Origin of the sequence: Trinickia symbiotica (genome assembly GCF_002934455.1) — a bacterium.
Classification (GTDB): Bacteria; Pseudomonadota; Gammaproteobacteria; order Burkholderiales; family Burkholderiaceae; genus Trinickia; species Trinickia symbiotica.
This window is the reverse complement of sequence record NZ_PTIR01000005.1, coordinates 146587-172010: the sequence shown is the minus strand read 5'-3', so window position 1 is coordinate 172010 and position 25424 is coordinate 146587. Positions and strand designations below refer to the sequence as shown.

The window sequence follows — 25424 nt, the reverse complement described above, 5'->3', positions numbered from 1 at the left end:
AGAATTGTCACAACTGAAAAGAGACTAGCAAACGCACGTTTCGTTCCTCCGTTGGAGGAAGGCGCTTCGATGCGTCGCCGTCCGGCTATCCATGTCCCCGAGTCCGCACGCCCACTCAGCCGGCCGGCCGCATCGTGATCGTGAAGCTAGCCGGCGTCCGCCCGTTATCGTCGAGCGGCATCGGGTCGGACTTTTGGACGGCGCGCAGCGCTGCCTCGTCCCATTGCGGATTGCCGCTGCCGCGCTGAACGCTCGCGGACAGCAGCGTACCCGTCGGCGAGCAACGCACCGCAATCACCGTCTCGAGGCCTTGCGTATCGCCGGCCCAGACGATGTTCGGCCGCACGCGGCGGCGGACTTTGTCCGCATACCCCGGCGACGTGGCCGTCCCGCCCGAGCCCGTGCCGTTGCCGCTCTTCGCGAGGCCGTTGCCGGTCTCGCTCTCGCCGGCCAGCCCCTGCAGCTGCGCAAGCCGGGTCCGCCGTTCCTGATCGAGCTGCTTTTGCTTCGCCAACTGCTCGGCTTTCGCCTTGGCGGCCTTCTCGGCCTCCGCCTTCTTCTGCTCGGCGAGCTGCTGTTGCTTGAGTTGCTCCTGCTTCTGCTGCTCGAGCTTTTGCTCTTCGAGCTTCTTCTGCTGCTCGGCGAGCTGCTGCTGTTTCAGTTTTTCGGCCTGTTGCTGCTGCTTGAGCTTGTCGGCGGCGGCTTTCTGAGCGGCGAGCTCGGCTTGCTGCTGCGCCAGCTGACGTTGGCGCTTGGCCTCCGCTTCCTGTGCGGCGAGCTGCTGCTGGCGCTGCTGCTCGGCGAGCTGAGCGGCGCGCGCCGCCTCCTGCTCCTTACGCTTCTTCTCTTGCAATGCGATGTCGGCCTGCTCCTGATCGACGGGCGGCACCGGTGCGACGCGCGCGGGCGGCGGAGGAGCGGGGCGCGGTGCGGGCTGCTGCGGCGTTTCGGTCCAGAGCTCCGCCTCGGCCCCGGCCGGCGTGCTGTTTTGCCAGTGAATGCCGTGGTAGAGAAAGAGCCCGAGCAGCACGTGCATCAGCAGCGCGAGCGCGAACGCGCGCCACGTCCCGCGTTCGCGGGGCGGCTGCAACGGATAGTTGGACTTCCTGCGGTTCATTGCGATTTGACGAGCAGCCCCACACGTTTGACGCCGCGCGCCTTCAAATCGGACATCACATTCATCACCGTCTCGTACTGCACGGTTTTATCGGCCGCTATCACCACCGGCTGATCGGGATGCGAGGCCTCCCGGTCGGTCACGAAGCTGTCGAGGTCCAGGCGGGTCATTTCCTCCTGCTGAGTCGCGCCGTCATCATCCTTGTAGCGTACGCTCATCCTGCCGTCCGCGCGGATATTGACGATGACGGGCGGCGTCTGCTGTTGCGGCGCTGCGCCGCCGACGGTCGGCAGGTTCACGATCGACGGTGCGACGAGCGGTGCCGTGACCATGAAGATCACGAGCAGCACCAGCATGACGTCGATATACGGCACGACGTTGATGTCGGCCATCGCGCGGCGTGAACGCCCGCCGCGCATGCTGGATCGATTGATGGAGCCGGCCATCGCGTACCCCTTAATGCGCCTGGCGCTGCAAGATGTTCGAGAACTCTTCGATGAACGTTTCGAAGCGGATCGCGAGGCGATCGATGTCGTGCGCGTAACGGTTATAGGCCACGACAGCCGGAATCGCGGCAAAAAGGCCGATCGCCGTTGCCGTCAGCGCTTCAGCGATCCCGGGCGCCACGTTCGCGAGCGTCGCCTGCTGGACATTGGCGAGACCCCGAAACGCATTCATGATCCCCCAGACGGTGCCGAAAAGACCGATGTAGGGGCTCACCGAGCCCACCGAAGCGAGAAACGCAAGGTTGGCCTCGAGCACGTCCATCTCGCGCTGAAACGCCGCGCGCATCGCCCGGCGCGCGCCATCGAGAATCGCGCCCGCATCGGCGATCCGCTTTTCCTTGGCTTTCAGAAACTCGCGCATGCCCGATTCGAAGATCCGCTCGAGCGCGCCGATCGTGTGCCGATTGTTCGCCGCGCTTTGATAGAGCGCGTGCAAATCCCCGCCCGACCAGAAGTCGCGCTCGAACCGCTCCGTCTGTCCTCGTGCGCGCCGGATCGCGAACCACTTGCGGAAGATGAAAGTCCACGACATCAGCGACAGCAGCAGCAGGAGCCCCATGACCGCCTGTGCAAGCACGCTGGCATTCAGAACGAGTGAAACGATCGATAAATCTTGTGCGTTGTTCATAAATGTTTTGCTGGTGCGTCCTCGCGGACGCGTTTCGCTGCAAGGGCTATGAGAGTCGTAGTCGGGGAGTTGAAAGGATCGGCGCGCGGGCGCCGAACCGTCTTTTGTCCTGACGTGGGCAATACAAGTTCATTCATCGACGTAGGCTCAACGGAATTTATGCATTTGCCGTTGACAAGTCCGTATCGGTAGCGGCCGGGCCGCGGCGCAGCGCGTCCAGCACGGCGGGGGGAAAAGCGGCCGGCTTGAACGCCGCGCGCGCGACGCAGGCCACGCGGATCGACCCCGTTGCCAGCAGGTCGACGCCGCGCCACGCTTCCTGCATGAAATCCACGCTCGCGCGGCCGATTCGCTCGATCCGGCTTACGATCGTCAGCAGGTCGTCGTGCCGCGCCGGCGCCATGTATTCGACAGCCGTGCGCCGAACCACGAAGATGAGGCCCGCCTCTTCGTCGAGACGGCGTATATCGATGCCACAAGCCCGCAGCCATTCGGTGCGGGCGCGTTCGAAGTATTTCAAGTAATTCGCGTAGAAGACGATGCCGCCCGCATCGGTATCTTCGTAGTAAACGCGAACCGGCCAGCTGAAGCCGAGTTCTGCCTTCGGGCGGCTGGTAGGCATGTTCATGCGTGCATTTTACCGGAACCTGGGCGGCATTCCGAAAAAACGACTTGCGGAAAATGCACGACCCGGCTTCAGCCCCGATGGATCGAGAGTGCCGCAAAGGACTGGGCGACCGGCATCAGCTCGATCGTATTGACGTTGACGTGCGCCGGACGCGTGGCGATCCAGTAGATCGAGTCGGCGATGTCCTCGGGCGTCAGCGGCTGCATGTCTCGGTAGACGCCGGCAGCCTTTTCGTCATCACCCTTGAAGCGCACGTTCGAGAACTCGGTGCCGCCGCACAAGCCGGGCTCGACGTCGGTGACGCGCAGCGCCGTGCCGGCGAGGTCGGCTCGCAAGTTGAGGCTGAACTGGCGCACGAACGCCTTGGTCGCGCCGTAGACGTTGCCGCCCGCGTACGGGTAGGTGCCGGCCACCGAGCCCAGGTTGAAGATGTGGCCTCGCTTTCGCTCGACCATGCCCGGCAGCAGCGTGCGCGTGACGGTGACGAGGCCCGCGCAGTTCGTCTCGATCATCTGGTACCAGTCGTCGAGATTCGCGCGTTGCGCCGGCTCGAGCCCCAGTGCGAGACCCGCGTTGTTGACGAGCACGTCGATGCCGGCGAACTCGGGCGGCAGGCGGCCCGGTATCGCTTCGACCGCGGCGCGATCGCGCACGTCGAGCTCGAACGGCAAAAGGTTCGGACCGAGTTCGCCCGCGAGCGCTTCGAGGCGCTCGAGACGACGGGCCGTGGCGATCACGCGGTGGCCGCCGTTGACGAACGTGCGGGCGATCGCCGCGCCGAACCCGGCTGATGCCCCCGTAACGAATACGATCATTGCTGCTCCTGTGGGTGGAATGCCCGGCATGCAGGCGCGGCGTTGCATTGCGCAATGACACGCCGACTCGCGGTTGGAAAGCTGCCGATGATAACCGTGCCTGGGTTTTCGCGAGGCGAGCGGCTCGAAACGCCGTCGGCCGGCTGTGCGAATCCCGCGCCGCCCGGGCCGCGCGCGGCTGAATTGCCTATTGACTGCGGTTCCAATAAACTAACGTGCTCAACCCTTGCGTGACTGGCGATAACACCCTTCGGGGTCAAGGTGGAGCGACCCACCGTGAAGCGCAAGGTGCCGTTTTGCCGTTCGCCTGGGCAGCCGAGTGTCGCGCGCGATCGTTCGCGCCGCCGGCGGTTGCCTCGCCCGGGTAATGGACCTTCCGCCATGCCAGGACTGGCACCGCCGTCGCGGCAGCGCAATGGGCGCAGCCGTGCATGCGCCCGGAGCAGGCCTCGAAAGCCTGGCCCCGGCCGACAGCGAACGACGGCGCCGCAATTTCCGCGCGCGATCCGGCCAACCTGTAAACCCTTAACGGAATCCGTATGTTTGACAGAGCCCAAAGCACCATCGCCGCCATCGATCCCGAAGTCTGGCAAGCGATCGAACAGGAAAACCGGCGTCAGGAAGACCACATCGAACTGATCGCCTCGGAAAACTACACGAGCCCGGCCGTCATGGCCGCGCAGGGTTCGCAGCTGACGAACAAGTACGCCGAAGGCTATCCCGGCAAGCGCTATTACGGCGGCTGCGAATATGTGGACGTGGTGGAACAGCTCGCCATCGACCGCGTGAAGGCGATCTTCGGGGCCGAGGCGGCGAACGTGCAGCCGAACTCCGGATCGCAGGCCAATCAGGGCGTGTTCTTTGCGATGCTCAAGCCCGGCGACACGATCATGGGCATGAGCCTCGCGCACGGCGGGCACCTGACGCACGGCTCGCCCGTCAACATGTCGGGCAAGTGGTTCAACGTCGTCAGCTACGGTCTCAACGAGGCTGAGGACATCGACTACGAAGCCGCCGCGAAGCTTGCCGACGAGCAAAAGCCGAAGCTCATCATCGCGGGCGCCTCGGCGTTTTCGCTGCGCATCGACTTCGAGCGTCTCGCCGCGATCGCGAAATCCGTCGGCGCCTATTTGATGGTCGACATGGCGCACTACGCCGGGCTCATCGCGGCGGGCGTCTATCCGAATCCCGTCCCGCACGCGGACTTCGTCACCACGACGACGCACAAGAGCCTGCGTGGCCCGCGCGGCGGCGTGATCCTGATGAAGGGCGAGTACGAAAAGGCGATCAACTCGGCGATTTTCCCGGGCATTCAGGGCGGTCCCCTCATGCACGTGATCGCGGCAAAGGCTGTTGCCTTCAAAGAGGCGATGTCGCCCGAATTCAAGGCCTACCAGCAGCAGGTGGTCGAAAATGCGCGCGTGCTCGCGGAAACGCTCGTGAAGCGCGGCTTGCGGATTGTTTCGGGGCGCACCGAAAGCCATGTGATGCTCGTCGATCTGCGCGCGAAGCGAATCACAGGCAAGGCGGCAGAGGCGGCTCTCGGCGCGGCTCACATCACGGTCAACAAGAACGCGATTCCGAACGATCCGGAAAAGCCGTTCGTGACGAGCGGCATTCGCCTCGGCTCGCCGGCGATGACGACGCGCGGATTCGGCACGAACGAGGCCGCCGAGGTGGGCAACCTGATCGCCGATGTGCTTGAAAGCCCGGAAGACGCAGCGACGATCGAGCGCGTGCGCGCTCAAGTCGCCGAGTTGACCAAGCGTTTTCCCGTCTATCGCTGAGCCGCGATGCGCTGCCCTTTCTGCCGGCACGAAGACACGCACGTCGTCGATTCGCGCGTGGCCGAGGACGGCGCGGCCATTCGCCGCCGGCGGCGTTGCCCGGCATGCGACAAGCGCTTTACGACGTACGAGCGGGTCGAGCTCATGTTGCCGGCGGTCGTGAAAAAGGATGGCAGCCGCACTGAGTTCGACCGCCGCAAGATCGCCGCAAGCATGCAGCTGGCGCTCAGAAAGCGCCCGGTGGCTGCCGAGGCGATCGATGCGGCGGTGGCCCGCGTCGAATATCAATTGCTCGGAAGCGGAGAGCGCGAAGTGCGCAGCGAGCGGCTTGGCGAGCTCGTGATGGAGGAATTGCGCCAGCTCGACACGATCGCTTATGTCCGCTTCGCTTCTGTCTACCGGCGCTTCGAAGACGTGTCCGAATTCGAGGACGTGATCGAGGAGTTTCGCCGCGCCGCTCCTGCCAAGCCTCCGCGCAAGCGCTGAGTTTCCGCATCGTCTCAATGCCTTCCCTCCGTACCGATAGCAGTCGATCGTCGATCTGACGCGGCATTGTCGCGACCGTCTCGCGTGCCCGCCATTCGGCCGAACGGCCAATGGCGGACGCTTCTCGCGCCCGTTAGAGTGCTCGCATCGAATCACGGGGGGATCGTTATGCGGTCGACATCGAGGCACCGAATTGCGCAAGGCCGATACGCCAGGCGATGCGCCGGCTTCACGCTATTTGAATTGGCCGTCGCGGGCGGGATCGTTGCGGTTCTGACGACGATGGCGGCGCCGTCGTTCGTTGCGTGGCGCGTGCGAGACCGTGTCGATGCGGGAGTGCAAGCGCTGCTGTCGAGCCTCGCTTACGCGAGAAGCGAATCCGTACGTCGCGGCCTGCCCGTCGCCGTCTGTCTCGTCGACTCCGGAAGCCGATGCATCGCCGCGCCGGGCATTCATGAAGCAGTGGCGGTCGATTGGTCGGCAGGGTGGGCGGTCGTCGCCAATGGTCCTGCCGGTCCGATTCCGGCGCGCAGACAGTTGCCGGCCGATGCCATCGTCATCCGAGGCGGCGCGGCGGACATACGATTCACGCCGCCGGCTGGCCAGGTCATCGGTGGCTTTCGCAGTTTCGAGATCGCGCCTGCGAGCGTCGCCCCGGTTGCGGGCGGCCGCGATCCGCGCCGCTGCGTTGTCATTGCGGCCGGAGGGCGGGCCCGGGTGGCCGACGGTGCTTGCAAGGAGAGCGCATGAGCAATCGCGCGTTGCCAGCCCGCCGATTCAGCGAGTTTGTTCCGGTCCTCCCCGGCGATTTCCCCAAGGTGCATCGGCACGGGCACGCTTCCCGGCGCGCCCAGGAAGAAGGCGGATCGTTGCTCGAAGTGCTCGTTGCGCTCGCGCTTGCCGCGATCACCATCGCGGGCGCGGTGGCGAGCCAATTGCGCGTCGGTCAAGCGGAGCGGGCGGCGGCCCGGCGCGAAGAGGCGACGATGATTGCTGCGTCGATCGCTGCTGCGATGCGCGATCCGCCGTCCGGCTCGCATGCATTGCCGCATTGGCAGGCGGTGGCCGCGTCCGCTTTGCCGCAAGCGCAGGTTTCGATCGTCGATCACGCGCCCGGCATAGCGCTCGCGGTCGTGGAATGGGCGGAACCGCTCGATTCGCCTTCGAGCCGGGCGCCATCGGCTCGAATCGATTGCGCGAACGGAAGCGGACGTGGGCGACCGAGCGCGGCTTGTTCTGCCATTCCGTTCGTCAGGTAGACCTGACATGCGCAGATTGCGAACGTGCAGCGCTTCGCCTACGCGCCGTTGCGGCCATGCGCTTCTCGAACTGTTGATCGCGACGGCGCTCGGGACACTCCTCGTCGGCGTCGCGGCGTTGCTTTATCGGACGCAACGCGAAGCCTCGATGCTGGCGGAGGACATGGCCTCGATGCGCGACGCGGGAATGACCGCCCTGGTCCTGCTGGGCCAACAGATCGAAATGGCCGGCTTCGCGCCCCTCGCTTCGAGCGACGGTGGCACCGACGATCACGGTCATTCTCGCGGTCCGCTGCTCGGCGTTTTTGGCTGCGATTCCGGCGTTCCATCGGCCGACGCAGGTCCGATCGGTTGCGACCGGCTTCGGGGCGTATCGGACTCGATCGTCGTCAGGTATATCGATGATGGTGTCTCGACCTGGAAAACCGCGACATCGCGGGCAACCGACTGTCTGGGGCACGGTATCGGTGCGGCCCGCGCGCAGGCTTTCGTCGTCAATACGTTCTACGCGAGCCGGGACGATCGCGGGGAGCCGCAGCTTTACTGTCGCGGCAACGGAGGCGGGCGACCGTCGGCTGTCGTCACGCTTCGCGCTCACACCGGCAAACAGCCGGTCGTGGCCGGCATCGAACGCTTGAGCATGCGCTACTGGTTGCGCGGCGCGAGTGCGTCGGTGAGGGCCTGGTCGATCGCCGCGCATCAATGGCCCGACGTCGTTGCCGTCGACCTATGCGTGGTAGTCCGAGGCGCGCGAACGGTGGCGCGGCGTGACTACATCGACTGCGAAGGCCTTTCGGTGCCGACTCGCGACCGGCGCGCACGGGCGGTGTTCTCACGACGCGTCGCCGTCCGCAACAACGAACGTTGACGGAGGACCGCCATGATCGAGAGGACATCCAAGGCTGGATGCTTGCGGAAAGATCGCCGCTCGCCACCGCGTCCCCGCGCAAGGCGGCGCGAATATCGTGGTGCGGCGCTGCCCGCCGTGCTGTTGCTGGCTTCCGCGATGCTCGCGTTGTCGGTTGCGTCGTTCAACGCCTCGATAGCCGCCGTGCGGCGCGCCGCCAACTTCGAGGATCACCTGCGCGCGGCCAATGCCGCGGACGCCGCGCTCTCGCTATGCTTGCGAGCGCTCGACGCCGGCTTGGCGCCGGTGTTGCCGCACGTCGCGGGCGAACCCGTGAGGTGGCGGCAAAGCGGCGTATTCGAGAGCTCCGCCGCATTCGCGCCGGTGTCGCAATGGCCAGGTTCCGCGCGGCCGCCGCAATGCGTGATCGAAAGCGGGCAGGTGCCGCGACGGCCGCAGGCGCGGGCGCACTGGGTGACGGCCAGAGGATTCGGCGCCGACCCGATCGCCGAGGCGTGGTTGCAGCTCATCGTCGTGCGCGAGCGCGGTACCGAGGAGCGGCGCTGGCGGCGAATCGTCGAGAGGCCCTGATCGTGTGCGCACGTGCAGAGCTTGCTGCGGGCCCAGCCGTCGCGAGGCGGCGCACGTCAGCGTTTTCGTTGCTGGAACTCGTCGTCGCGCTCGCAATCGTGGCGCTGATGGCGGCCTATGCCGTGCCCACTTACGTCCGCCATACCGCTCGCGGGCACCGGATAGCCGTCGTGACGTCGATCTACCAGGCCGCGCAGTTTCTCGAAGCGAATGGCGGGCGCCGCGCCGGCAAAAGAGAGGAATCGCTGCCGGCTGGTCTTGATCGATCACCCTCGCAGGGGCGCGCCGTCTATCGCTTGCACGTGCTGCCCGGTGGCGGCCTCTTGAGCGGCGGCTATGTCATCGAGGCGGAGCCCGTCCCATCCGGACCCATGGGCGACGACGCGTGCGGTGTTTTCGTGCTCGACTCGACGGGCAGGCGGTCGAACCGCACGACGGCGATGCAGGCGCCGCGCGATGCCGATTGTTGGTCGGCGAGGTAGCCCGGCTGCCAACGTTGGAGCCCGTTGCTGAACGAAGCCAAGACCGTGGGCCCGAGACGACGAGCTAGATCGATGAGCCGCTGTCGGTCAACTACTGGCTTGTTCGCCTTCGGCTTCAGCTTTGTCGGCCCTTTGCCGGATGGTCCGGCTGAGCATCCGATACCCGGTCCATGCCGCCGCGCCGAGCGCTCCCCACTTGAGCAACGGCTTCGTGCCCGCGGAGAGTTTCGACCGAAGCGGCTTGGCTACGAGCATCGAGACGAGCGTTCCAACGAGCGGATGGCTCACCAGGTCACTGAGCGTGGCACTGAAACCTTTGCCCGGCGCTTTCGTTTTGGTGCTCGTGAAACGCGGCAACAGCAGCTTGAGCCAGCCGAAGCGCTCGAACTTCGCGTGCAACTCGGCGCGAGCGCGGACGAATTCGCTGCGTTCCACCTCAGAGCGCAAGAGCAGCAACTCCTTGCGCACGGTCCGCAATTGCGGCGTGCTCGAATCCCGAACCGGCGAGTGCCGGCGGTGTTCCGCATTGGGCGAGGTGATTTGGCTCATGGCGTGCGCGTGGTGGTTTCGGCAGGGGCAGCGGGTTCGCCCGCGTCAGGGCTCGCGAAACATATCGCGGTCCTTCTCGAATTCGTTCAGCGTGGTCTGGAACACGATCGTCGCGCCATGCAGTCCACTGCGCACCTTGAGCGCGCAGATGAGCGCGCCGATCCCGTACACGACCGTGATGGCGCCCAGCACCTGCAAGCGATAGGTATCCCAGAACGCGACCGCGATCAGCGCGGTCAGACTGATCAACGCCATCATGGCGAAAATGGCTGCGGCCAGTCCGAGAAAGAGGACGGCGATGAGCTTGTCGCGCTCCTCGGCGAGCTCGATCCCGATCAGCTCCAGTCTCGTGTGCATCAGCGAGACGATGGAACTCAGCATGCGGCGCAATGGCCCATGCTCATGAGAAGCATGCGTCGATGGATTGTCGTTTGGCATGGGGGTAGGGGATCAGCGCTTGACGGTCAGCGAGTGCCGATGGCCGCCCGGCCGGCCCGGCGGCCGTCCGCGGGACGATCGGGCGCGCGCGACGCGGGAGCGAAGCCGGGCGAGCCCCGCCTCGCAGCTTTCGCAAGCACGATTTACTTGCGATTGATCAAAAGCCCGACGAACACGCCGATACCCGCGGCGATGCCGACCGCTGCCCAGGGGTGTTCGTGGACGTAGTCGTCTGTCGCGCGGACCGCCTTTTTCCCTTTCTCGACCACGACGACCTGCACGTCGGCCGCTTTCTCCCTGGCCTGTTTGAGCCGGCTCAGCGCCGTTTCGCGCAACTCGGACGCCCGTTCGCCGGTGGCGCTCGCGGCCTGCTTCAAGAGATCCTCGGCATCGGCGAGGACGTTTCTGATATCGGACATTAATCTCTCCTTGTTGACTTCTGACATTAGAGCCCCCTAGTTTTCGTCCACGCGAGCATGCTACCAAAGATAGGACAGCCGGCGAGCATCCGCCATAGCCGACATTGATGGCGGATGCAGAAACCGTTCCTGAGCTTGCCGGCGCGGCGCATGTCGGCCATGCCCCGTCAGGCGCCGCAAACTTCGGAGGGCGGCGAACGCTCGCTTGCCTCGGGCGAAATTACAATGTCCGTACAAACCCCACGGGTGGCGGGGCTCAGAAGAACGCTTGAATGCCTGTTTGCGCCCGCCCGAGAATCAGCGCGTGAATGTCGTGGGTACCTTCGTAGGTATTGACGACTTCGAGGTTGACGAGATGCCTGGCGACGCCGAATTCATCGGAAATGCCGTTGCCGCCGAGCATGTCGCGGGCGAGACGCGCGATATCGAGCGCCTTGCCGCAGGAGTTGCGCTTCATGATCGACGTGATGTCGGTCGCGGCGGTGCCTTCGTCCTTCATGCGCCCGAGCCGCAGCACGCCTTGCAGGCCGAGCGTGATTTCGGTCTGCATGTCGGCCAGCTTTTTCTGGATCAACTGGTTCGCGGCGAGCGGGCGGCCGAATTGCTTGCGGTCGAGCACGTATTGACGCGCCGTATGCCAGCACGATTCCGCCGCGCCGAGCGCACCCCAGGCGATTCCGTAGCGCGCCGAATTCAGGCAGGTGAACGGGCCCCTCAGTCCGCTCACGTTCGGCAGCATGTTCTCTTGCGGAACGAAGACGTCGTCGAGGACGATCTCGCCCGTGATCGACGCCCGCAGACCGATCTTGCCGTGGATAGCCGGCGCGCTGAGGCCTTTGCATCCCTTTTCGAGAATGAAGCCGCGAATCGTGTCTTCGCCGTTCTCTTCCGCCTTCGCCCACACGACGAAGACGTCGGCGATGGGCGAGTTCGTGATCCACATCTTCGCGCCCGAAAGCGCATAGCCCCCTTCGACCTTGCGCGCGCGTGTCACCATGCTGCCCGGATCGGAGCCGTGATTCGGTTCCGTGAGGCCGAAGCAGCCGATCCATTCACCTGTCGCGAGCTTGGGCAGGTACTTGCGCTTTTGGGCCTCGGAGCCGAACTCGAAGATCGGCACCATGACGAGCGACGACTGCACCGACATCATCGATCGATAGCCGGAATCGACTCGCTCGACTTCGCGCGCGATCAGGCCATAGCTGACATAGTTCAGGCCCGCTCCGCCATATTCCGCCGGGATCGTCGGACCCAGCAGCCCGAGCTCGCCCATCTCCCGGAAAATCGCCGGGTCGGTGCGCTCGTGGCGGAACGCTTCGGTCACGCGCGGCTGCAGTTTGTCGTTGGCATAAGCATGCGCGGCATCGCGCACCATGCGTTCCTCTTCGGTCAGCTGCTCGTTGAGGAGCAGCGGATCGTCCCAATGAAACCGGGCGACGTCGGCCATCGTTTCCTCCTGATTCGCGTGCGCGCCTGGCGATGCGACGCTGGATCGCGCTCGTATGGATGGGCAATGTCCGAGTGTAGCAGTCGCGGCTCGCCCGGTCGGCGCGCGCTTGAACGAATGCACCGCTGCGGCACGCCCGGTGCCGGCTAGTCGACGCGGTCGCGGGGCATGGCCGGGCCGTGCGGCTCGAACAGCGGTCCTTGCACGAAACGCGCGCCGAACTGCTGCAGCGAGTCGAACTGCGCCTCGGTCGCCACACGGTCGAAGATCAGCGGAATGTGAAGGCGGTTCGCATAGGCGATGAGCGGCTTGGCCATCGAATCCCTCAACACGGCGGCGCCGTCGATCTTCAGGAAATCGAGCCGCGCCATGTCCGACACCGTCATGATGTGACCCGCGTTCGGCAAGTTGCCCGCCACCTTGAAGCCATGGCGCTGATAGCTCTTCGCCAGATAGCCGGCGAACGTCCGGTGCGCGACGGCTGCGCTCGGCAACTCGATCACGATGCGCGATGGATTGAGGCCGAGCGAAATCAGCACCGACGAAAAATGCTGGCCATGGTCATACTTCACGCTCTTCAGCAGACGCTCGTGCACGCGCAGGAACAACAGGCCGTGTTGCTGCGCGCCGAAGAAGTTGATCGCGTGCAACGTACGCGCGAGACGGTCCAGCGCAACGAGTTCCTGGCTGTCCGCGATCGATTCGAACCGATCGAACGGCATGCCGCCCGGGGAGAGCGTGAGCGCCTGGAACCCGAGCTCATCGCCGAAGCGGTCGGCGCTTTCGGGCGCGGACCATAGCGTCTGAATGCCGCTCATGCTGACATCGAAGATCGGCTGATAGCCGCTTTCAATCCGCATGCCGTGGAAGTGCGCGTGCGCGAGGGCCGATGGAGCGCCCGCATCGAGTGCCAGGTGCTCGTGCAGGAAAGGGTGGGCGGTGGCGTGCTCGAGCAGCGAAGGAATCGTCGGCGGGATCATGGAGGGGTCGGATGGCTGCATAGAGTGATGGTAGCAGCCTGGGCGTTGTCGGCTTCGACCCGATACTTATATCGATATTGGCTGCCGCGCCCTATCAGGGTTTACGTTGGGGTGCTTTGCCGACCGCCGGGAGCGTCCCGGCCCGGCCTCCCGGCTTCATTGAGTCTTCTTCGTTATCGCTTCATTGAGGCTTCCCGCCATCGGTCGCCACGCCGTGACGTCCCGCGCCGGTGGCGAAGCGCGCGGCGCCCGCAAGCCCTTCCTCGAGGAGCGCCCGGTAACCGCCCGCGCCTTCGCGGCGCAGCGCTTCGGCGAGGTCGTCGAGCGCGCTGTTTTCCCATGCCGAGCGACGATCGGCCAGTAGCGCTTGCTGCGGAAACGCGGCAAGCTGCGCCGCCAGTGCTTGCGCCGCCTGGCGCGAGGCGCCGCGCGGCACCACACGGTTGGCGAGGCCGATGGCGAGCGCTTCGTTGGCATCGACGGCGCGCCCCGTCAAGATCAGATCGAGGGCGCGCGACAAGCCGATAAGCCGCGGCAGGCGAATCGTGCCGCCGTCGATGAGCGGCACGCCGAAGCGGCGGCAAAACACGCCAAGGACGGCGTCATCCTCGACGACGCGCAAATCGCAGAGCGCCGCGAGCTCGAGCCCGCCCGCCACGGCAAAACCCGCGATCGCGGCAATCGCGGGCTTCGTGAACATCATCCGAGTCGGGCCCATCGGCCCGGGGCCGCCGCCGTCGGCTCGCACGGCATTGCGGCGCGCTTCGTCATGCATCGCGCCCAAGTCGGCACCCGCGCAAAAAGTACCGCCCGCGCCGAAAAGAACGGCCACGCGCCAGGCCGGCTCGCTCTCGAAGCGTTCGAAGGCGGCGGCGAGCGCCGTGGCCGTCGGCCCGTCGACGGCATTGCGGCAATGTCGTCGATCGAGCACGATAGTTGCAATAGGGCCGTCAGGCTCGATGCGGACGTGCTCGCCGAATGGTTCGACATGCTGGGATTGCTCGGCATTCACGGGAGTCTCCTTGATTTGTCCCGGCGCACTCGCTTGTCGTCGAGGACAAGCATGTCACGATCGTGTCATGATGGCTCGGCACGCTGTCGCGCTTCGCTTGCGCCTCGAGCCCGGTGGGTCGCCGGTCGCGCGGCGCTTGGTGCGCGGCTCTTACGATAAAAAACTCGCCATGACCACGTCTACGTTTCCCTCTGCGGTCGCTCAGGCGTCCGCGGCCGGCGCCGAGCCGGTATGGATCGTTCCCCTGCGCGAACATCGCGACTACGATTACGTCCGTCTGAAACGCGTGTTCGGCGACGAAGACGACACGCGCCATTGCGTCGTTCTCGTCGATGCGGCCAAGCTGCTGCAATGCGCCGATCGCGACGATACCGACTACGTGCTGCCGCCCGTCGGCGATTGGCACGCCGGGAAGAAGCGGGGCATCCGCGAATTCCTCGATCCGCAAAGCGAGCGGATACCGACGATGCCATACGTTACGATCGTTTCGCGTCGCGCCCCCGGTCTGCTCGGCTGGCTTCGAATCGAGCACGAGGGCGTCGTGACGTTCCGCAATGGTCAGCACCGTGCGCGCTATCTTGCCTATGCGGGCGCCGAGGCCTTCCCGGTCGAAGTCCACGAGCGCGAGGCGGCGCTGCTGAAGGCGATGTGCGGAGCGTCGCCCGAACAGGCCGGGCACGGCAATGCGTCCTGAGCCGCCGTCCCGCCTCAGCCGAATCCGACGAGCAATGTACCGGCCGCGACGAGCGCGCCGGACCAGAGCCAGTCGAAATTGATCCAGCCGCGCCGGAGGATGCCGAGTCCGACGTACTCATAGGCAGCGTACGCGATGGCCGCGCTCGTCGCCGACGCGACGGCCGTGTGGATCAGCGTCACCGCGAGCAGCGGTCCCATTGCGCCGAGCGGACCGACCGTTCCGGTCAGCGCGGCCGATCCGCTCCCGATGCAAAGCGGCATCAGCGCCGGAACCAGCATGAGGCCGGCGCCGTGCAGCGTGGCGGTCGCCGCGGACCAAAGGGCAAGGCCAGCGAAGCCCGCCGTCATGCCGACCGGCACGCGATGCCGATGGCCGTAGACGTAGTGATAGACGCCCCAGGCGATCAGCAGCGCGCCGAGCGCCATCGAGAGATGGGCCACCTTCGATAGGGTTTCGAAGGCGAGCGCGGACGAAGTCACGACGAAGACCGATGCCGCGTGCCCGAGCGCGAGCGGCGGCAGGGCGGCGAAGAGCGCCGCGCGGCTGCCGCGCTGGAGGCCCAGCGCGGTCGCGAAAAGCCAACCCATCGCCGGATTGACGCCATGAAAAATGCCGCTGCCGACGACCGCGGCCCAGCTCGTCGCGACGGGTGCGATCTCGGGCGGCAGGCTCATGGCATGACTCGGTGCGCGCGATGCCGGATTCGCCGGTGCTTCACGGATAGCAATACGAATCGGACGACGCGTCGCCGCCTTCAAGGCGGATCTGATGCGGACGATGCGTGCGGGGCCAGGCCAGATAGAAATCGTTGTCGAACTCGAGTCCGCCGCTGGGCGCCGCATCGAGTTTCACCATCCATCCTTCGATGCCGTCGGGATAAAACTGCTCGTCGATCGCGCCGTAGAGCGAATTCGTGAAGTAGACGCGATGGCCGTCGCGGCTGACTTCCACCATCTGCGGACCGCCGTTGAGCGGCCGGCCGTCGGCGCGCGGATGCGTCGCGCGCGCGGCGATGCCGCCGATGCGCACGCTGCCGACGAGCTCGGGCCGCTGCGGGTCCGAGACGTCGTAGCGGCGCATGTCGCCCGTGCCCCAGCATGCGACGTAAAGATGGCGATCGTCGAGCGAGAGGGCGATATCGGTGACGAGCGGCGGTACCGCGCCGAAGCCCTTCAACATCGGCGGCAAGAGAGCCGGGTCGGCGGGCTCGGCCGGAATCTCGATGATCTTGCGAGCGGCCCACTTGTCGCCCTCGCGATACCAGGTCCAGATCGATGCCGACAGATCCTTGAGGCTGATGACGGAGTTGACGAATCCGTAGGCCTTGGTCGGGTCGTGTGCGGGCCGCAGCTCGAAGACGAGCTGATTCTCCGCGCCGAAATCGAGCACTTGCCGATGTTTTCGCGTGTTCAAGTCCCAGAAATGGAGCCGGTGCCCGTACTTGCCGCCGAGCAGCACTTCGGGCACGAGACCGTTTTCGAACGTCGCGGGCAGCCCCCATTCGCTCGAGACGAGCGTATCGAAGCCGAGGTGCCACCAGGCGTCGTACGCGAGCTCCTGCGGTCCGCGCTCGATTTCCCAGCGGCCGCGAATGTCAAAGCTTTCGTGATCCATCAGGAACACGCCGCCGGGCGCTTCCCCCTCGGCGTTCGCGAGCGCCGTGACATAGATGCCCTGCGGCCCGCAGTGGACGGTGTGTGGGCGGGTGTAGCCGCTCTTTCTGGCAAGCTCCGCCGGCTCGATGACGCGGACGATGGCCGGGTTGCGCGGGTCCGGCTTCGTATCGAGGATATGGATGCGCGATGAGCGCAGGCCCGGCACGACGAGATAACGACGCTCGGTATGCGGATGCGGGGCGTTCGGGCAAAGGCACGAGCTGCAGGCGTTCCAGCCGAAATGGTGAAGCTCGTCGCCGACATTCGGCATCGGCACACGGCTGACGATGCTGCCGTAATACTGGGAGCCGGGATCGACGTCGACCACGGCCAGCTCGTCGGGCTGCTTGCGCGTCGGGTCGAAGCTGGCGACGTAGGCGATCTTTTCCTTGGGGGCATCCGCGGCGAGGCGAGCGGACGGATAAAACGTGGGATCGGGTGTCCAGGACGACATGAGTCTCCTCCTTGAGGAGCCGTCTGAGTCGTTAATCGTAGGTCCCTCGGAGGCGGTAACGCAAGGAAGAGAACGGAATTAGGTCATAACGTCTAGCGGTTATGCATACCTATGCGTGGCCGATGCATGAGCGGCGAATGAGTCGTGCATCGGGTACGGTCGCCGCGTTCGATGCATCGCGCGGCGACCGTCGGCACTTGGACGATTCTCAGCGAAGATCGGTGATCGTCGTGTTGTAGGTCGTGCCGGCAATGACGGTATTCGACAGCGTCATCGCATTGACGTTGAATGCATAGATCGGTCCTGGCGAAGTCGACGTCGGCGTGCCCGATGCGACAGGCGTACCGAAATCGCAATCGCTGATCGTGACGCCCGAGATGGGCTGGACCGTGGGTGTCGGCGGCGCGCCGTTGTAGTCGAATGCGACCGGACCCTGCGCGACGATCGCCTGAAAACAGGATGCCGTCACGCCGTTCAACGTCACATTGCTCGCCTTGAGGTCCGTGATCGTGACGTTCTGCACGAGGGGCGGGCGCGTGCGCACGGCATCGTTCGCGGGCTGATAGTCGCAATCGAACGTGACGATGCCTCCTTGGGAGGCCGACGGGTTGCCCGCCGCCGCCGTCAGCACGCCGAGCGGCACCGTCGAGTTGACCGGGCTGCCGGCGAGCATCGCACTGCCATAGCCGCCGCCCTTCAGGTTGACACCGTTCGGCAGCGTGACGCCCTTCACGTGGAAATCCTTCACATAGCCGCCGCGATTCATGTTCGTTTTCACGCGGATTGCGATGTTGAGCGGATTCGTCTGCCAGTTCTGGTTCAGCATCTGGAGATTCGTCGCATAGATCTGCTCCACGCCACCTCCCATTTCGCTGCCGAGCGTGATGCCGCCGTGGCCGCTGTTCATCGTGCAGTTGCGGATCAGGTGGCGCCGCGCCGGGCCGTACTCCGTGTCGCGATCCTTGCCCGACTTGATGGCGATGCAATCGTCGCCCGTATTGAACGTGCAGTCCTCGACGAGCACGTTCGTGCATGCGTCGGGATCGAAGCCGTCGTTGTTCGGGCCGATGCTGTTCGTCGTGACGCCACGGAACACGACGTTCTTGCTCGCCGTCGGATGGTGTTGCCAGAACGGCGTGTTCTGCGTCTGATAGTCGGCCATCAGCACGTTCTGGCAATTGATGAACTCGACCATGCAGGGGCGCAGATAGTGGCCGAGGCCGAAGATGCGCCGCTCGACGGGCACGCCTGCCTCGGAAAGCGCCGGCAGGTAGTTCTGGTCTTGCTGCCACGGCGTCGTCGGCGAAGTCAGCAATGCGTAGAGGGCGTCGGAGATGCTGGGCGCGACGATGCGCAAATCGACGTTGTTCGGGTTTGCAAAGGCCTGGCTCGGCACCGACGCGCTGGCCCCATATGCGCCCGACGATCCCTTGTAGGTCCACCAGCAAACGCTGTTGTTGCCGCTGCCCGCGAACGGCGTCATGGCCTGGCCGTTCAGAATCGACGTCGGTCCTTCGCCCGTCAGCGCGATGTTGATCGCGTCACGCGCGTAGACGGGCGAGCCAAAGTTGAGGCAGTCGTTTGCCTGCCATCGGCTGTAGTAGAGATTGCCGTTGGCGCCGCACGAGACGGGGCCGTCCTTCGCATAGTCCGCCGGATTGGGGCTGAAATAGATCGTGCAGTTGGCGCTCAGATGGAACCGGACGTTGCTTTGCAGGACGATCGGTCCCGCGCAGTACCAGGTCCCGGCCGGCACGACAACGCGGCCGCCGCCTTCGCGGTGGCAGGCATCGATCGCGGCGAGAAACGCGGGCCGCGAATCGAACGAATTCGGTGCGTTCGTCAGCTCGGAGCCCGGGCTGACGGGCGATTTCGCCGTATTGGTGTAAGGCGACGTTGCCGCGACTGTCGTGCACGGGCGCGCGCCATACGCGGTGACGTCGTAGTCGCGCCGATGGAAGAGTGAGTGCGCGACGTGAGCGACGGAAGCGGCGATCTGGGCCGCGGCGCCGTGTTCGCCCCAAATCAGGTCCATCGCGCGCGCCGCCGCGGGGCTCTGGGCGGCGAATGCCCGCGTCGCGCCGATCGGACCGGTAAGCATGGCGCCGCCCACGAGCGTGCTCGTCATGCCGATGAATTGGCGGCGCGTCACGGCGCCGGGCTTGAAGGAAGGGGCAGCCGAACGACGGCTGCCGGTTTTTTGGGCCATTTGATGCTCCTCCGATGGTCGGCGCAGGAAGGGGACGTCCTCGTTGCGCCGTGGGTTCTTATGCGTCGTCGTACCACTGCGCAAAGAGTCTAGCGTGTGGCCCGTCAGCGGAGATTAGGCGTTTACCCGTGTTTAATGGGATCCGAACGTTTCTGGTAAGACGTCGTATGACAGAAGTTTACGGCGGGATCGACGTCAAAGGGCTGCGGCTGCCGAGTCCCCGCGCAAGGCGCGCAGGTAGAGGCTCGTCGAGAGCACCGCCGCCGCGGCCGCGGCCAGCGCCGCGACGAAGAAAACTGATGCGTAGCCGAACTCGCCGGCAATGTAGCCTGCCAGCGGGCCCATCACCCCGAGCGAAAGATCGAAGAACACGGAATAGGCCGCGAGCGCCGCGCCGCGGCTCGCCGCGGGCACGAGGTCCACGGCTTCGACGCCGAGCGAGGGGAACACGAGCGCGAAGCCGAAGCCGGTGAGTCCGGCGCCCACGAGCGCCGCATGAGGCGCCGGCGCGAGCCAAAGCAGCACGAGGCCCACGCACTCGACCACAAGCGACGCGACCGCCACGCGAAAGCCGCCATAGGTTTTGATCGAATTGGCGAAGAGCAGCCGCGAGCCGATGAAGAGTGTCCCGAACAGCGTCAGCGCGAGCGCCGCGTGTGGCCAGCCGCGCGCCGCAAAGTAGAGGGCGATGAAGGTGGCGATGACGCCGAAGCCTGCCGCGCCGAGCGCGAGCCCGATGCCGTGCGGCAAGACGCGCACGAAGACGCTCGCATAGCTCATGCGCTCTCCATGCACGAGCGGCACCGGTGCGACCTTGCGCGCAAGCGCGTAGCCGATGCCCGCGAGCGCGATGGTCACGGTGCCGAGCGTCCATGGCCCGAACGCATGCGCGAGCGTTGCGCCAGCCGGCGCGCCGATCGCGACTCCGGCATAGGTGGCAATGCCATTCCATGAGATTACGCGCGCGTTGTGCTCGTGACCGACGCGCCCGATGCCCCAAAGAATCGCGCCCGTGCCGACGAAGCTTTCACCGAAGCCGAGCACGAGGCGCGAGAGCGCAAGAATCGCGAGACTCACGTGCGGCCATCGCGCCAATGCGATCGAGGCGAGCAGCAGCACGCCGCTCGCGCCGCAGGCCGCAAGGCCCGTGAGAACGGTCCGCTTCGCACCGCGTGTATCGGCGCTGCGGCCCGCTTGCGCGCGAGAGAGGAGGGTCGCGGCGTACTGCAGGCTGATCGCCGCCCCCGCGAGGACCGAACCGAACCCAAGCTCGCCGTTGACGAAGCCGGGCAGCACCGGCATCGGAATGCCGATGATCAGGTAGCAGACGAATGTCGAGAAGACGACGGCAACGATGCGGCCGGTCGTGCCGGCGCCGGAAGGGACAGAATCAGGGGCGGAGGGGGCGGACATCGCGTATCGGAAACAGAGCGGCGCCGGGGCAGCGCGGCAAAGGGGCCATTTTCTCATGGAACCGGTTTTTGCTGCGCTGCGGCGAGCGCGAATCCGGTTTTTCATCGTTCGGGCATGGCGAGCGCGGCGCGATGGACGGCGAATGCGGAGGCCGATTCGGCGATTGGGGGTGCCCGACGTGCGGGCAAGCCTTGTACAGATGCGCTATGGTGACGGCTCACTCGTCTTGCCAGGAACCTTCGCAATGAGCCGCCTTTTCGAGTCGCTGGCGATCGGCCAGCTCGAGCTGTCGAATCGCATCGTCATCGCGCCGATGTGCCAATACTCCGCTGAGGCCGGCTCGGCGAGCGACTGGCACATGATTCATCTCGGGCATCTCGCGCTCTCCGGTGCGGGACTACTTATCATCGAGGCGACCGCCGTATCGCCCGAAGGCAGAATCACGCCGTCCGACCTCGGTCTTTATTCGGACGACAACGAAGCCGCGCTCGCCCGCGTGCTGAAGGCGGTGCGCGCGCATTCGCCGATCAAGGTCGCCATCCAGCTCGCGCACGCGGGCCGCAAGGCGTCGAGCCGGGCTCCGTGGGAGGGCGGCGCGCAGATTCCGTCGCAAGCGCCCGACGGCTGGAAGACCGTGGCGCCTTCGCCCGTGCCCCATGCGAAGGAAGAAGAGCCGCCGATCGCGCTCGATCGCGCGGGACTCGACAAGGTGCGCGACGATTTCGTCGCCGCGGCGGCGCGAGCGGCCCGCCTCGGAATCGACGGCATCGAGATCCATGCCGCGCATGGCTATCTGCTTCACCAATTCCTGTCGCCGATCGCCAATCACCGCACCGACGAGTACGGCGGCAGCCTCGAGAACCGCATGCGTTTCCCGATCGAACTGTTCGAAGCCGTGCGCGCCGCCTTCCCTGCCGATAAGCCGGTCTGGGCGCGCATCTCCGCGACGGACTGGGTGCCGGGCGGCTGGGACATCGATGGGACGGTCGCGTTGTCGAACGCGTTGAAGGCGCGCGGGTGCGCGGCGATCCATGTGACGACGGGAGGCGTATCGCCGGAGCAGGCCATCAAGCTCGGCCCTGGCTATCAGGTCCCGTATGCGCAGCGTGTCAAGGCTGAAGTGGGGCTGCCGACGATTGCCGTCGGCCTCATCACGGAGCCCGAGCAGGCCGAGGCGATCATCGCGAACCATGAGGCGGATGCCGTGTCGCTCGCTCGCGCGATGCTCTTCGATCCGCGCTGGCCATGGCATGCCGCGGCCAAGCTCGGCGCGCGGGTGCATGCGCCGAAGCAATACTGGCGCTCGCAGCCGCGCGAGTTCAAGGATCTGTTCGTCGGAGCCAGCACCGGTCAGCGCTAGAATCGCAGACCGACACGACCCTCCGACGACGACCCGATGAAGCGACCGAAACGAGAACTTCCACGCCGTACTCCGCGCCTCGTTGCCCGTTTTGTCGCGATCTCCTGGCGCGACCTCGCAGTCTCGTTCGGGCCGATCCTCGCCATTTCGGCGGCCGCCATCTGGATTGCGATTCGTCTTATCCAGCCCGCGCCGCCGAGCACACTGACGATCACCTCGGGGCCGCCGGGCAGCTCGTTCTGGAATGCCGCGCAGCGCTATAAGCAGATCCTCGCGCGCAACGGCATCACGCTCGTCGTGCTGCCTTCCGAAGGCTCGTTGCAGAATCTGCGGCGGCTCGCCGATCCCTCGAGTCATGTCGATGTCGGCTTCGTCCAAAGCGGGCTGCTCTCCGCCGTATCGGCGAGCGGGGCCTCGCCGGGCCAGGCCGCGTCGAGCGCGGCGGCTTCCGGGACGACGGCGACGGCGGCGGCGCCGGGCGGCGGCTCGATGGCTTCGGACGACGCGGCAACCCCGTCTTCGGCCGCAGGCGCATCGTCGTCCGTGGCCGCCGCGGCGTCGTCATCGGGTAAAGCTTCATCGGCGCCGGCGCTCGCCGCGTCGGCCCAGCCCGCGGTAGCGGCCACGCCGGTCGCCGCGTCCGGTCCGCCCGCGCCGCCCGAGGGACTCGTTTCACTCGGCAGCGTCGCTTACGTGCCGCTCGTCGTCTTCTATAACGGCCCGCGACGCATCTTCCTCTCGGAGTTTGCCGGCAAGCGGCTGGCGATCGGCCCCGAGGGCAGTGGCGCTCGCGCGCTCGCGCTCGTGCTTCTGAAGGCGAACGGCATCACGCCCGGCGGGGCGACGACGCTGTTGCCGATGACGGGCGAGGAAGCGGCGCGCGCACTGACGGCCGGCACCATCGACGCGGCCTTCTTCGCGGGCGATTCGGTGCAGCTTCCCGTGATGGCACGGCTCACGCGCACGCCGCACGTCCGCTTCTTTTCGTTCGTGCAGGCCGAAGCCTACGCGCGCCGCTTCCCCTATCTGAACAACATCGCCTTGCCGATGGGCGCATTCGACCTCGGCAAGAACCTGCCGCCCGCGACCGTGCACACGCTCTCGCCGACGGTGGACTTGATTGCGCGAGACTCGCTGCATCCGGCGCTCTCGGATCTGCTAGTCGAGGCGGCACGTGAGGTGAATGGCGGTGCCACGCTGTTGCAGCGGGCCGGCGAATTCCCCGCGCCGCTCGTGCACGACTTTCCGCTCTCCGACGATGCGGCGCGTTACTACAAATCGGGCAAGAGCTTCCTTTACCGCGTACTGCCGTTCTGGCTCGCGAGCCTCGCCGATCGTCTCATCGTGCTGGTGGTGCCGATCGTCGTCGTTCTGATTCCCGGCCTGAGGCTCGTGCCTTCGCTCTACGCGTGGCGAGTCAAGTCGCGGCTCTATCGCTGGTACGGCGCGCTGATCGCGCTGGAGCGCGCGGCGTTCAACGAGACGACGGAAAGCGAGCGGGCGGAGCTCGTCGAAAGGCTCGATCGGATCGAGGAGTCCGTCAACAGGCTCAAGATCCCGCTTGCCTATGCCGATCAGTTCTACGTTCTGCGCGAGCATATCGGCTTCGTGCGCGCGCGCCTTGCGAAAAGAAGCATGAGCGCCGCCTAGGGCCGGGCCAGCAGATGGAAGCGCAAACATCGAAGGCACACCGCCCGCGACGGCTACGGGCTACGGCTACGGTTCTGTAACGAACGTAAGCGAGGGCGACGCCTAGGTCCGCGCCGCGGCGCCGACGCGTAAGATGGTCGCGACGGCGAGCCGCGGCACCGGCGCGGCGCCGTCGCGACGGGCATCAGGAGAGCCAAATGAGCCAAACCATCGATGCGGCCGCGCCGCTATGGTTCTACGATTTCGTCTCGCCGTTTTCGTACCTGCTGCTCGAGCAACACCACAAGTGGCCCCAGTTGCCGTTCGGGCTCGTGCCCGTGTCGCTTTACGCGCTTTACCGGCACTGGGGGCAACGCCCGGCGAACGAAGTTGCGCCGAAGCGCGTGTTCGTCTACCGGCATGCGCTCTTTCGCGCCGAGCAGCTCGGCATCCCGTTCAAGATGCCGCCCGTGCATCCCTTCGATTCGACGAAGCCGCTCCTGTTGGCCGCCGCGCTCGAGGCCGATGTCCCGACCGTCTGCGCGATCTTCCGCTTCATCTGGCGCGATGGGCGCGATCCGTCGACGCCCGACGGTTTCGCCGATCTGTGCAGGCAGCTGGGGGTGCCGCAGGGCGAGCCGCTCATCGAGCAGGAAGAGACGAAGGCCCGCCTGCGACGCAATTTCGAGGACGCGGTCGCGCTCGGCGTCTTCGGCGTGCCGATGTTTCGCCTCAACGGGCAGATCTTTTGGGGTGAGGACGCCTTGCCGATGATGCTCTATTGCGCGCGATCGCCGAGCTGGCTCGAATCGCCCGAAGTCCGGCGCGTCAGCGCGCTGCCGAGCGGGCTCGAGTCGCAGTCTTGATGGCCGGATGCACGGTGAGCGAAGAGCTGAGTCGGTGAGCGTGCGAGGGGAGGCGGGCGTTTGCGGTCGGTTCAGCGCTGATTCGCGCGCCGTCGCTCGGCAATGCGGTATTCGGTCGGCGAGATGGACAGGCGCTTGCGGAAGATCTTCGCGAGACCGTCGCCGCTGCTGACGCCGCAGCGGCGCGCGATCTTGTCGACGGGCAGATCGGTCGCGACGAGCAGCAGGCAGCTCGCATCGAGCCGCGCCCTCAGCAGATATTCGGAGGGCGTGAGCCCCATTTGCGACTTGAAGCGGCGCAAGAAGCTGCGCTCGCTCATCGCGGCGACCTGCGCCGCCTTCGCGACCGAAATCGGTCGCCCGTAGTTCTCCCGCATCCAGCGCGCGGCTGCGTTGATCTTCTCGCGCGCGCCGCCTTCGTCGAGTTCGCCGAGCACGGCGCCAAGTCGCCGCCAGGCGCCCGGCATCGAGCGCTCGGAGATTTCGCGCGCGGCATTGGCGCCGCGGTCGCGCTTGACGATCGACAGCGCCGCCGCGATCGGGCCGAGCGGATCGTCGAGCGCGACGGCCTGCTCGACGAGCGGTGCGGTACGCGCGGCCACGCCGAGCGCGATCGGCACGTTCGGTTGAGCGCCCGCCTCGGTGCCTTGCGTCGCGTTGGCGGCCGCGAGGATGCCGAACCCTTCGCCGATCGGCTTGACCACGCGCGTATGCTGAAGCGCTTCGCGCAGATGGTGCATGAACGATTCGTCTTCCTTCGCGCGCGCGGCACCGGGCCCGCCGGCGATGAACAGAACATCGAATCCGCCGGACGCGTACGTTTCCAGCCGCTCGGACCACACACGCATCGCGCCGCTGCTCGCGACGCTGCCGCCCGCGTCCGATACGACGATGAGTTCGTAGGGCTCGTGCGGCTCCGTGGATTCGAAATGTTCGGGCGATTCCGGCAACGGCGGCGGCTCGGGAGGCGACGAATGAGCCGTGGCCATCGGCGCGTCCGACTCCTTCAGCGCCGTCTCGTGCTCGAGCTCGATCTCGTCGGCGAGCCGGAAGACCTCCGCCACCGAACTCACTTCGACGAGAGAGAACGCGTCAAAGATCAGGATAGCGATCCGTTTGGCCATGTGAGCAAAGTCGCGCGAAGGGAGCG

The 25424-nt window shown here is 66.0% G+C and carries 27 protein-coding genes and 1 riboswitch; of the genes, 11 read left to right on the top strand and 16 right to left on the bottom strand.

Translation table 11 applies throughout. The features are described from left to right. Positions 1-115: 115 nt before the first annotated feature. From tolA to B0G57_RS10070, 5 genes are all read right to left on the bottom strand, one after another. Positions 116-1117, bottom strand: coding sequence for a cell envelope integrity protein TolA (gene tolA / locus B0G57_RS10090; protein ID WP_018442494.1), 1002 nt, complete (start codon positions 1115-1117; stop codon positions 116-118). Beyond that, positions 1114-1563, bottom strand: coding sequence for a protein TolR (gene tolR / locus B0G57_RS10085; protein ID WP_026230009.1), 450 nt, complete (start codon positions 1561-1563; stop codon positions 1114-1116). Before tolR ends, tolA begins: the two co-directional genes overlap by 4 nt. Before the next feature lie 10 nt (positions 1564-1573). Further along, positions 1574-2251 (bottom strand): protein TolQ, encoded by a 678-nt coding sequence (gene tolQ, locus B0G57_RS10080; RefSeq protein WP_018442492.1) that lies wholly within the window; start codon positions 2249-2251, stop codon positions 1574-1576. A gap of 157 nt (positions 2252-2408) precedes the next feature. Beyond that, entirely contained in the window at positions 2409-2879 is a 471-nt protein-coding gene (ybgC, locus tag B0G57_RS10075) for a tol-pal system-associated acyl-CoA thioesterase (RefSeq protein WP_018442491.1), read from the bottom strand. 68 nt (positions 2880-2947) lie between these two features. After that, complete coding sequence (locus B0G57_RS10070) at positions 2948-3694, bottom strand: SDR family NAD(P)-dependent oxidoreductase (protein ID WP_018442490.1); 747 nt, start codon at positions 3692-3694, stop codon at positions 2948-2950. Positions 3695-3914: 220 nt separating this feature from the next. After that, positions 3915-4014, top strand: a riboswitch (ZMP/ZTP riboswitch). 219 nt (positions 4015-4233) lie between these two features. On the opposite strand from B0G57_RS10070, the gene glyA reads away from it, so the two are divergent. The 7 genes from glyA (at position 4234) to B0G57_RS10035 (ending at position 9146) form a co-directional block, all read left to right on the top strand. Then, positions 4234-5481 carry a serine hydroxymethyltransferase gene (glyA, locus tag B0G57_RS10060; protein ID WP_018442488.1) on the top strand — a complete coding sequence of 416 codons (1248 nt, stop codon included), beginning with the start codon at positions 4234-4236 and terminating at the stop codon, positions 5479-5481. A gap of 6 nt (positions 5482-5487) precedes the next feature. After that, a complete protein-coding gene (nrdR, locus tag B0G57_RS10055) occupies positions 5488-5967 on the top strand; it encodes a transcriptional regulator NrdR (RefSeq protein WP_018442487.1) in 480 nt (159 codons plus the stop codon). A 243-nt stretch (positions 5968-6210) separates the two neighbouring features. Next, entirely contained in the window at positions 6211-6717 is a 507-nt protein-coding gene (locus tag B0G57_RS10050) for a GspH/FimT family pseudopilin (protein WP_223258687.1), read from the top strand. Then, positions 6714-7226 carry a hypothetical protein gene (locus tag B0G57_RS10045; RefSeq protein WP_018442485.1) on the top strand — a complete coding sequence of 171 codons (513 nt, stop codon included), beginning with the start codon at positions 6714-6716 and terminating at the stop codon, positions 7224-7226. Before B0G57_RS10050 ends, B0G57_RS10045 begins: the two co-directional genes overlap by 4 nt. Before the next feature lie 7 nt (positions 7227-7233). Continuing rightward, positions 7234-8094 (top strand): PilW family protein, encoded by an 861-nt coding sequence (locus tag B0G57_RS10040; RefSeq protein WP_018442484.1) that lies wholly within the window; start codon positions 7234-7236, stop codon positions 8092-8094. Between the two features lie 12 nt (positions 8095-8106). After that, complete coding sequence (locus tag B0G57_RS31675) at positions 8107-8664, top strand: pilus assembly protein (RefSeq protein ID WP_020566407.1); 558 nt, start codon at positions 8107-8109, stop codon at positions 8662-8664. Between the two features lie 2 nt (positions 8665-8666). Further along, positions 8667-9146, top strand: coding sequence for a type IV pilin protein (locus B0G57_RS10035; RefSeq protein WP_018442482.1), 480 nt, complete (start codon positions 8667-8669; stop codon positions 9144-9146). Between the two features lie 87 nt (positions 9147-9233). Here B0G57_RS10035 and B0G57_RS10030 read toward each other — a convergent pair whose 3' ends face one another. The 6 genes from B0G57_RS10030 to B0G57_RS10005 all read right to left on the bottom strand — a co-directional run bounded on the left by B0G57_RS10030 (position 9234) and on the right by B0G57_RS10005 (position 13991). Then, the gene (locus B0G57_RS10030) at positions 9234-9695 is read right to left on the bottom strand and encodes a DUF3318 domain-containing protein (protein WP_020566406.1); all 462 of its coding nucleotides are present in this window, start codon (positions 9693-9695) and stop codon (positions 9234-9236) included. 45 nt (positions 9696-9740) lie between these two features. Continuing rightward, positions 9741-10133: a phage holin family protein gene (locus B0G57_RS10025; protein WP_026230005.1), complete on the bottom strand. Its 393-nt coding sequence runs from the start codon at positions 10131-10133 to the stop codon at positions 9741-9743. A gap of 143 nt (positions 10134-10276) precedes the next feature. Then, the gene (locus B0G57_RS10020) at positions 10277-10579 is read right to left on the bottom strand and encodes a DUF883 family protein (RefSeq protein WP_026230004.1); all 303 of its coding nucleotides are present in this window, start codon (positions 10577-10579) and stop codon (positions 10277-10279) included. 229 nt (positions 10580-10808) lie between these two features. Beyond that, positions 10809-11999 (bottom strand): acyl-CoA dehydrogenase, encoded by a 1191-nt coding sequence (locus B0G57_RS10015; protein ID WP_018442478.1) that lies wholly within the window; start codon positions 11997-11999, stop codon positions 10809-10811. Between the two features lie 146 nt (positions 12000-12145). Next, a complete protein-coding gene (locus B0G57_RS10010) occupies positions 12146-12979 on the bottom strand; it encodes an EAL domain-containing protein (RefSeq protein ID WP_018442477.1) in 834 nt (277 codons plus the stop codon). A gap of 181 nt (positions 12980-13160) precedes the next feature. Further along, on the bottom strand, positions 13161-13991 hold the full coding sequence (locus tag B0G57_RS10005) for a crotonase/enoyl-CoA hydratase family protein (protein WP_018442476.1): 831 nt from the start codon (positions 13989-13991) through the stop codon (positions 13161-13163). Positions 13992-14160: 169 nt separating this feature from the next. Here B0G57_RS10005 and B0G57_RS10000 point away from each other — a divergent pair, with 169 nt between their 5' ends. After that, complete coding sequence (locus B0G57_RS10000) at positions 14161-14685, top strand: plasmid fertility inhibition factor family protein (RefSeq protein WP_026230003.1); 525 nt, start codon at positions 14161-14163, stop codon at positions 14683-14685. Positions 14686-14699: 14 nt separating this feature from the next. On the opposite strand, the gene B0G57_RS09995 is transcribed toward B0G57_RS10000, so the two are convergent. The 4 genes from B0G57_RS09995 to B0G57_RS09980 all read right to left on the bottom strand — a co-directional run bounded on the left by B0G57_RS09995 (position 14700) and on the right by B0G57_RS09980 (position 20419). After that, positions 14700-15362 carry a hypothetical protein gene (locus B0G57_RS09995; protein ID WP_018442474.1) on the bottom strand — a complete coding sequence of 221 codons (663 nt, stop codon included), beginning with the start codon at positions 15360-15362 and terminating at the stop codon, positions 14700-14702. 40 nt (positions 15363-15402) lie between these two features. After that, positions 15403-16797, bottom strand: a complete 1395-nt coding sequence (locus B0G57_RS09990; RefSeq protein ID WP_018442473.1) for a selenium-binding family protein — start codon at positions 16795-16797, stop codon at positions 15403-15405. Positions 16798-17005: 208 nt separating this feature from the next. Then, positions 17006-19006, bottom strand: a complete 2001-nt coding sequence (locus B0G57_RS09985; RefSeq protein ID WP_018442472.1) for a glycoside hydrolase family 28 protein — start codon at positions 19004-19006, stop codon at positions 17006-17008. Positions 19007-19201: 195 nt separating this feature from the next. Beyond that, positions 19202-20419: an MFS transporter gene (locus B0G57_RS09980; RefSeq protein WP_018442471.1), complete on the bottom strand. Its 1218-nt coding sequence runs from the start codon at positions 20417-20419 to the stop codon at positions 19202-19204. Positions 20420-20663: 244 nt separating this feature from the next. Between B0G57_RS09980 and B0G57_RS09975 the strand changes: the two genes are divergently transcribed. From B0G57_RS09975 to B0G57_RS09960, 3 genes are all read left to right on the top strand, one after another. Beyond that, a complete protein-coding gene (locus B0G57_RS09975; RefSeq protein WP_018442470.1) occupies positions 20664-21779 on the top strand; it encodes an NADH:flavin oxidoreductase/NADH oxidase in 1116 nt (371 codons plus the stop codon). A 36-nt stretch (positions 21780-21815) separates the two neighbouring features. Beyond that, complete coding sequence (locus B0G57_RS09965) at positions 21816-23429, top strand: TAXI family TRAP transporter solute-binding subunit (RefSeq protein ID WP_018442469.1); 1614 nt, start codon at positions 21816-21818, stop codon at positions 23427-23429. 197 nt (positions 23430-23626) lie between these two features. After that, a complete protein-coding gene (locus B0G57_RS09960) occupies positions 23627-24274 on the top strand; it encodes a DsbA family protein (RefSeq protein WP_018442468.1) in 648 nt (215 codons plus the stop codon). Positions 24275-24345: 71 nt separating this feature from the next. Here B0G57_RS09960 and B0G57_RS09955 read toward each other — a convergent pair whose 3' ends face one another. Beyond that, positions 24346-25398 (bottom strand): helix-turn-helix domain-containing protein, encoded by a 1053-nt coding sequence (locus B0G57_RS09955; RefSeq protein ID WP_102607174.1) that lies wholly within the window; start codon positions 25396-25398, stop codon positions 24346-24348. Positions 25399-25424 lie beyond the last annotated feature (26 nt).

Coding starts and splice junctions, on each gene's coding strand:
- B0G57_RS09995 (WP_018442474.1), bottom strand. CDS start 15,362: ATGAGCCTGCCGCCCGAGATCGCACCCGTCGCGACGAGCTGGGCCGCG.
- tolR (WP_026230009.1), bottom strand. CDS start 1,563: ATGGCCGGCTCCATCAATCGATCCAGCATGCGCGGCGGGCGTTCACGC.
- B0G57_RS10030 (WP_020566406.1), bottom strand. CDS start 9,695: ATGAGCCAAATCACCTCGCCCAATGCGGAACACCGCCGGCACTCGCCG.
- B0G57_RS10070 (WP_018442490.1), bottom strand. CDS start 3,694: ATGATCGTATTCGTTACGGGGGCATCAGCCGGGTTCGGCGCGGCGATC.
- nrdR (WP_018442487.1), top strand. CDS start 5,488: ATGCGCTGCCCTTTCTGCCGGCACGAAGACACGCACGTCGTCGATTCG.
- tolQ (WP_018442492.1), bottom strand. CDS start 2,251: ATGAACAACGCACAAGATTTATCGATCGTTTCACTCGTTCTGAATGCC.
- B0G57_RS10040 (WP_018442484.1), top strand. CDS start 7,234: ATGCGCAGATTGCGAACGTGCAGCGCTTCGCCTACGCGCCGTTGCGGC.
- B0G57_RS09960 (WP_018442468.1), top strand. CDS start 23,627: ATGAGCCAAACCATCGATGCGGCCGCGCCGCTATGGTTCTACGATTTC.
- ybgC (WP_018442491.1), bottom strand. CDS start 2,879: ATGAACATGCCTACCAGCCGCCCGAAGGCAGAACTCGGCTTCAGCTGG.
- B0G57_RS10000 (WP_026230003.1), top strand. CDS start 14,161: ATGACCACGTCTACGTTTCCCTCTGCGGTCGCTCAGGCGTCCGCGGCC.
- B0G57_RS09985 (WP_018442472.1), bottom strand. CDS start 19,006: ATGGCCCAAAAAACCGGCAGCCGTCGTTCGGCTGCCCCTTCCTTCAAG.
- B0G57_RS09965 (WP_018442469.1), top strand. CDS start 21,816: ATGAAGCGACCGAAACGAGAACTTCCACGCCGTACTCCGCGCCTCGTT.
- B0G57_RS09975 (WP_018442470.1), top strand. CDS start 20,664: ATGAGCCGCCTTTTCGAGTCGCTGGCGATCGGCCAGCTCGAGCTGTCG.
- B0G57_RS09980 (WP_018442471.1), bottom strand. CDS start 20,419: ATGTCCGCCCCCTCCGCCCCTGATTCTGTCCCTTCCGGCGCCGGCACG.
- B0G57_RS31675 (WP_020566407.1), top strand. CDS start 8,107: ATGATCGAGAGGACATCCAAGGCTGGATGCTTGCGGAAAGATCGCCGC.
- tolA (WP_018442494.1), bottom strand. CDS start 1,117: ATGAACCGCAGGAAGTCCAACTATCCGTTGCAGCCGCCCCGCGAACGC.
- B0G57_RS10025 (WP_026230005.1), bottom strand. CDS start 10,133: ATGCCAAACGACAATCCATCGACGCATGCTTCTCATGAGCATGGGCCA.
- glyA (WP_018442488.1), top strand. CDS start 4,234: ATGTTTGACAGAGCCCAAAGCACCATCGCCGCCATCGATCCCGAAGTC.
- B0G57_RS09955 (WP_102607174.1), bottom strand. CDS start 25,398: ATGGCCAAACGGATCGCTATCCTGATCTTTGACGCGTTCTCTCTCGTC.
- B0G57_RS09990 (WP_018442473.1), bottom strand. CDS start 16,797: ATGTCGTCCTGGACACCCGATCCCACGTTTTATCCGTCCGCTCGCCTC.
- B0G57_RS10010 (WP_018442477.1), bottom strand. CDS start 12,979: ATGATCCCGCCGACGATTCCTTCGCTGCTCGAGCACGCCACCGCCCAC.
- B0G57_RS10045 (WP_018442485.1), top strand. CDS start 6,714: ATGAGCAATCGCGCGTTGCCAGCCCGCCGATTCAGCGAGTTTGTTCCG.
- B0G57_RS10020 (WP_026230004.1), bottom strand. CDS start 10,579: ATGTCAGAAGTCAACAAGGAGAGATTAATGTCCGATATCAGAAACGTC.
- B0G57_RS10015 (WP_018442478.1), bottom strand. CDS start 11,999: ATGGCCGACGTCGCCCGGTTTCATTGGGACGATCCGCTGCTCCTCAAC.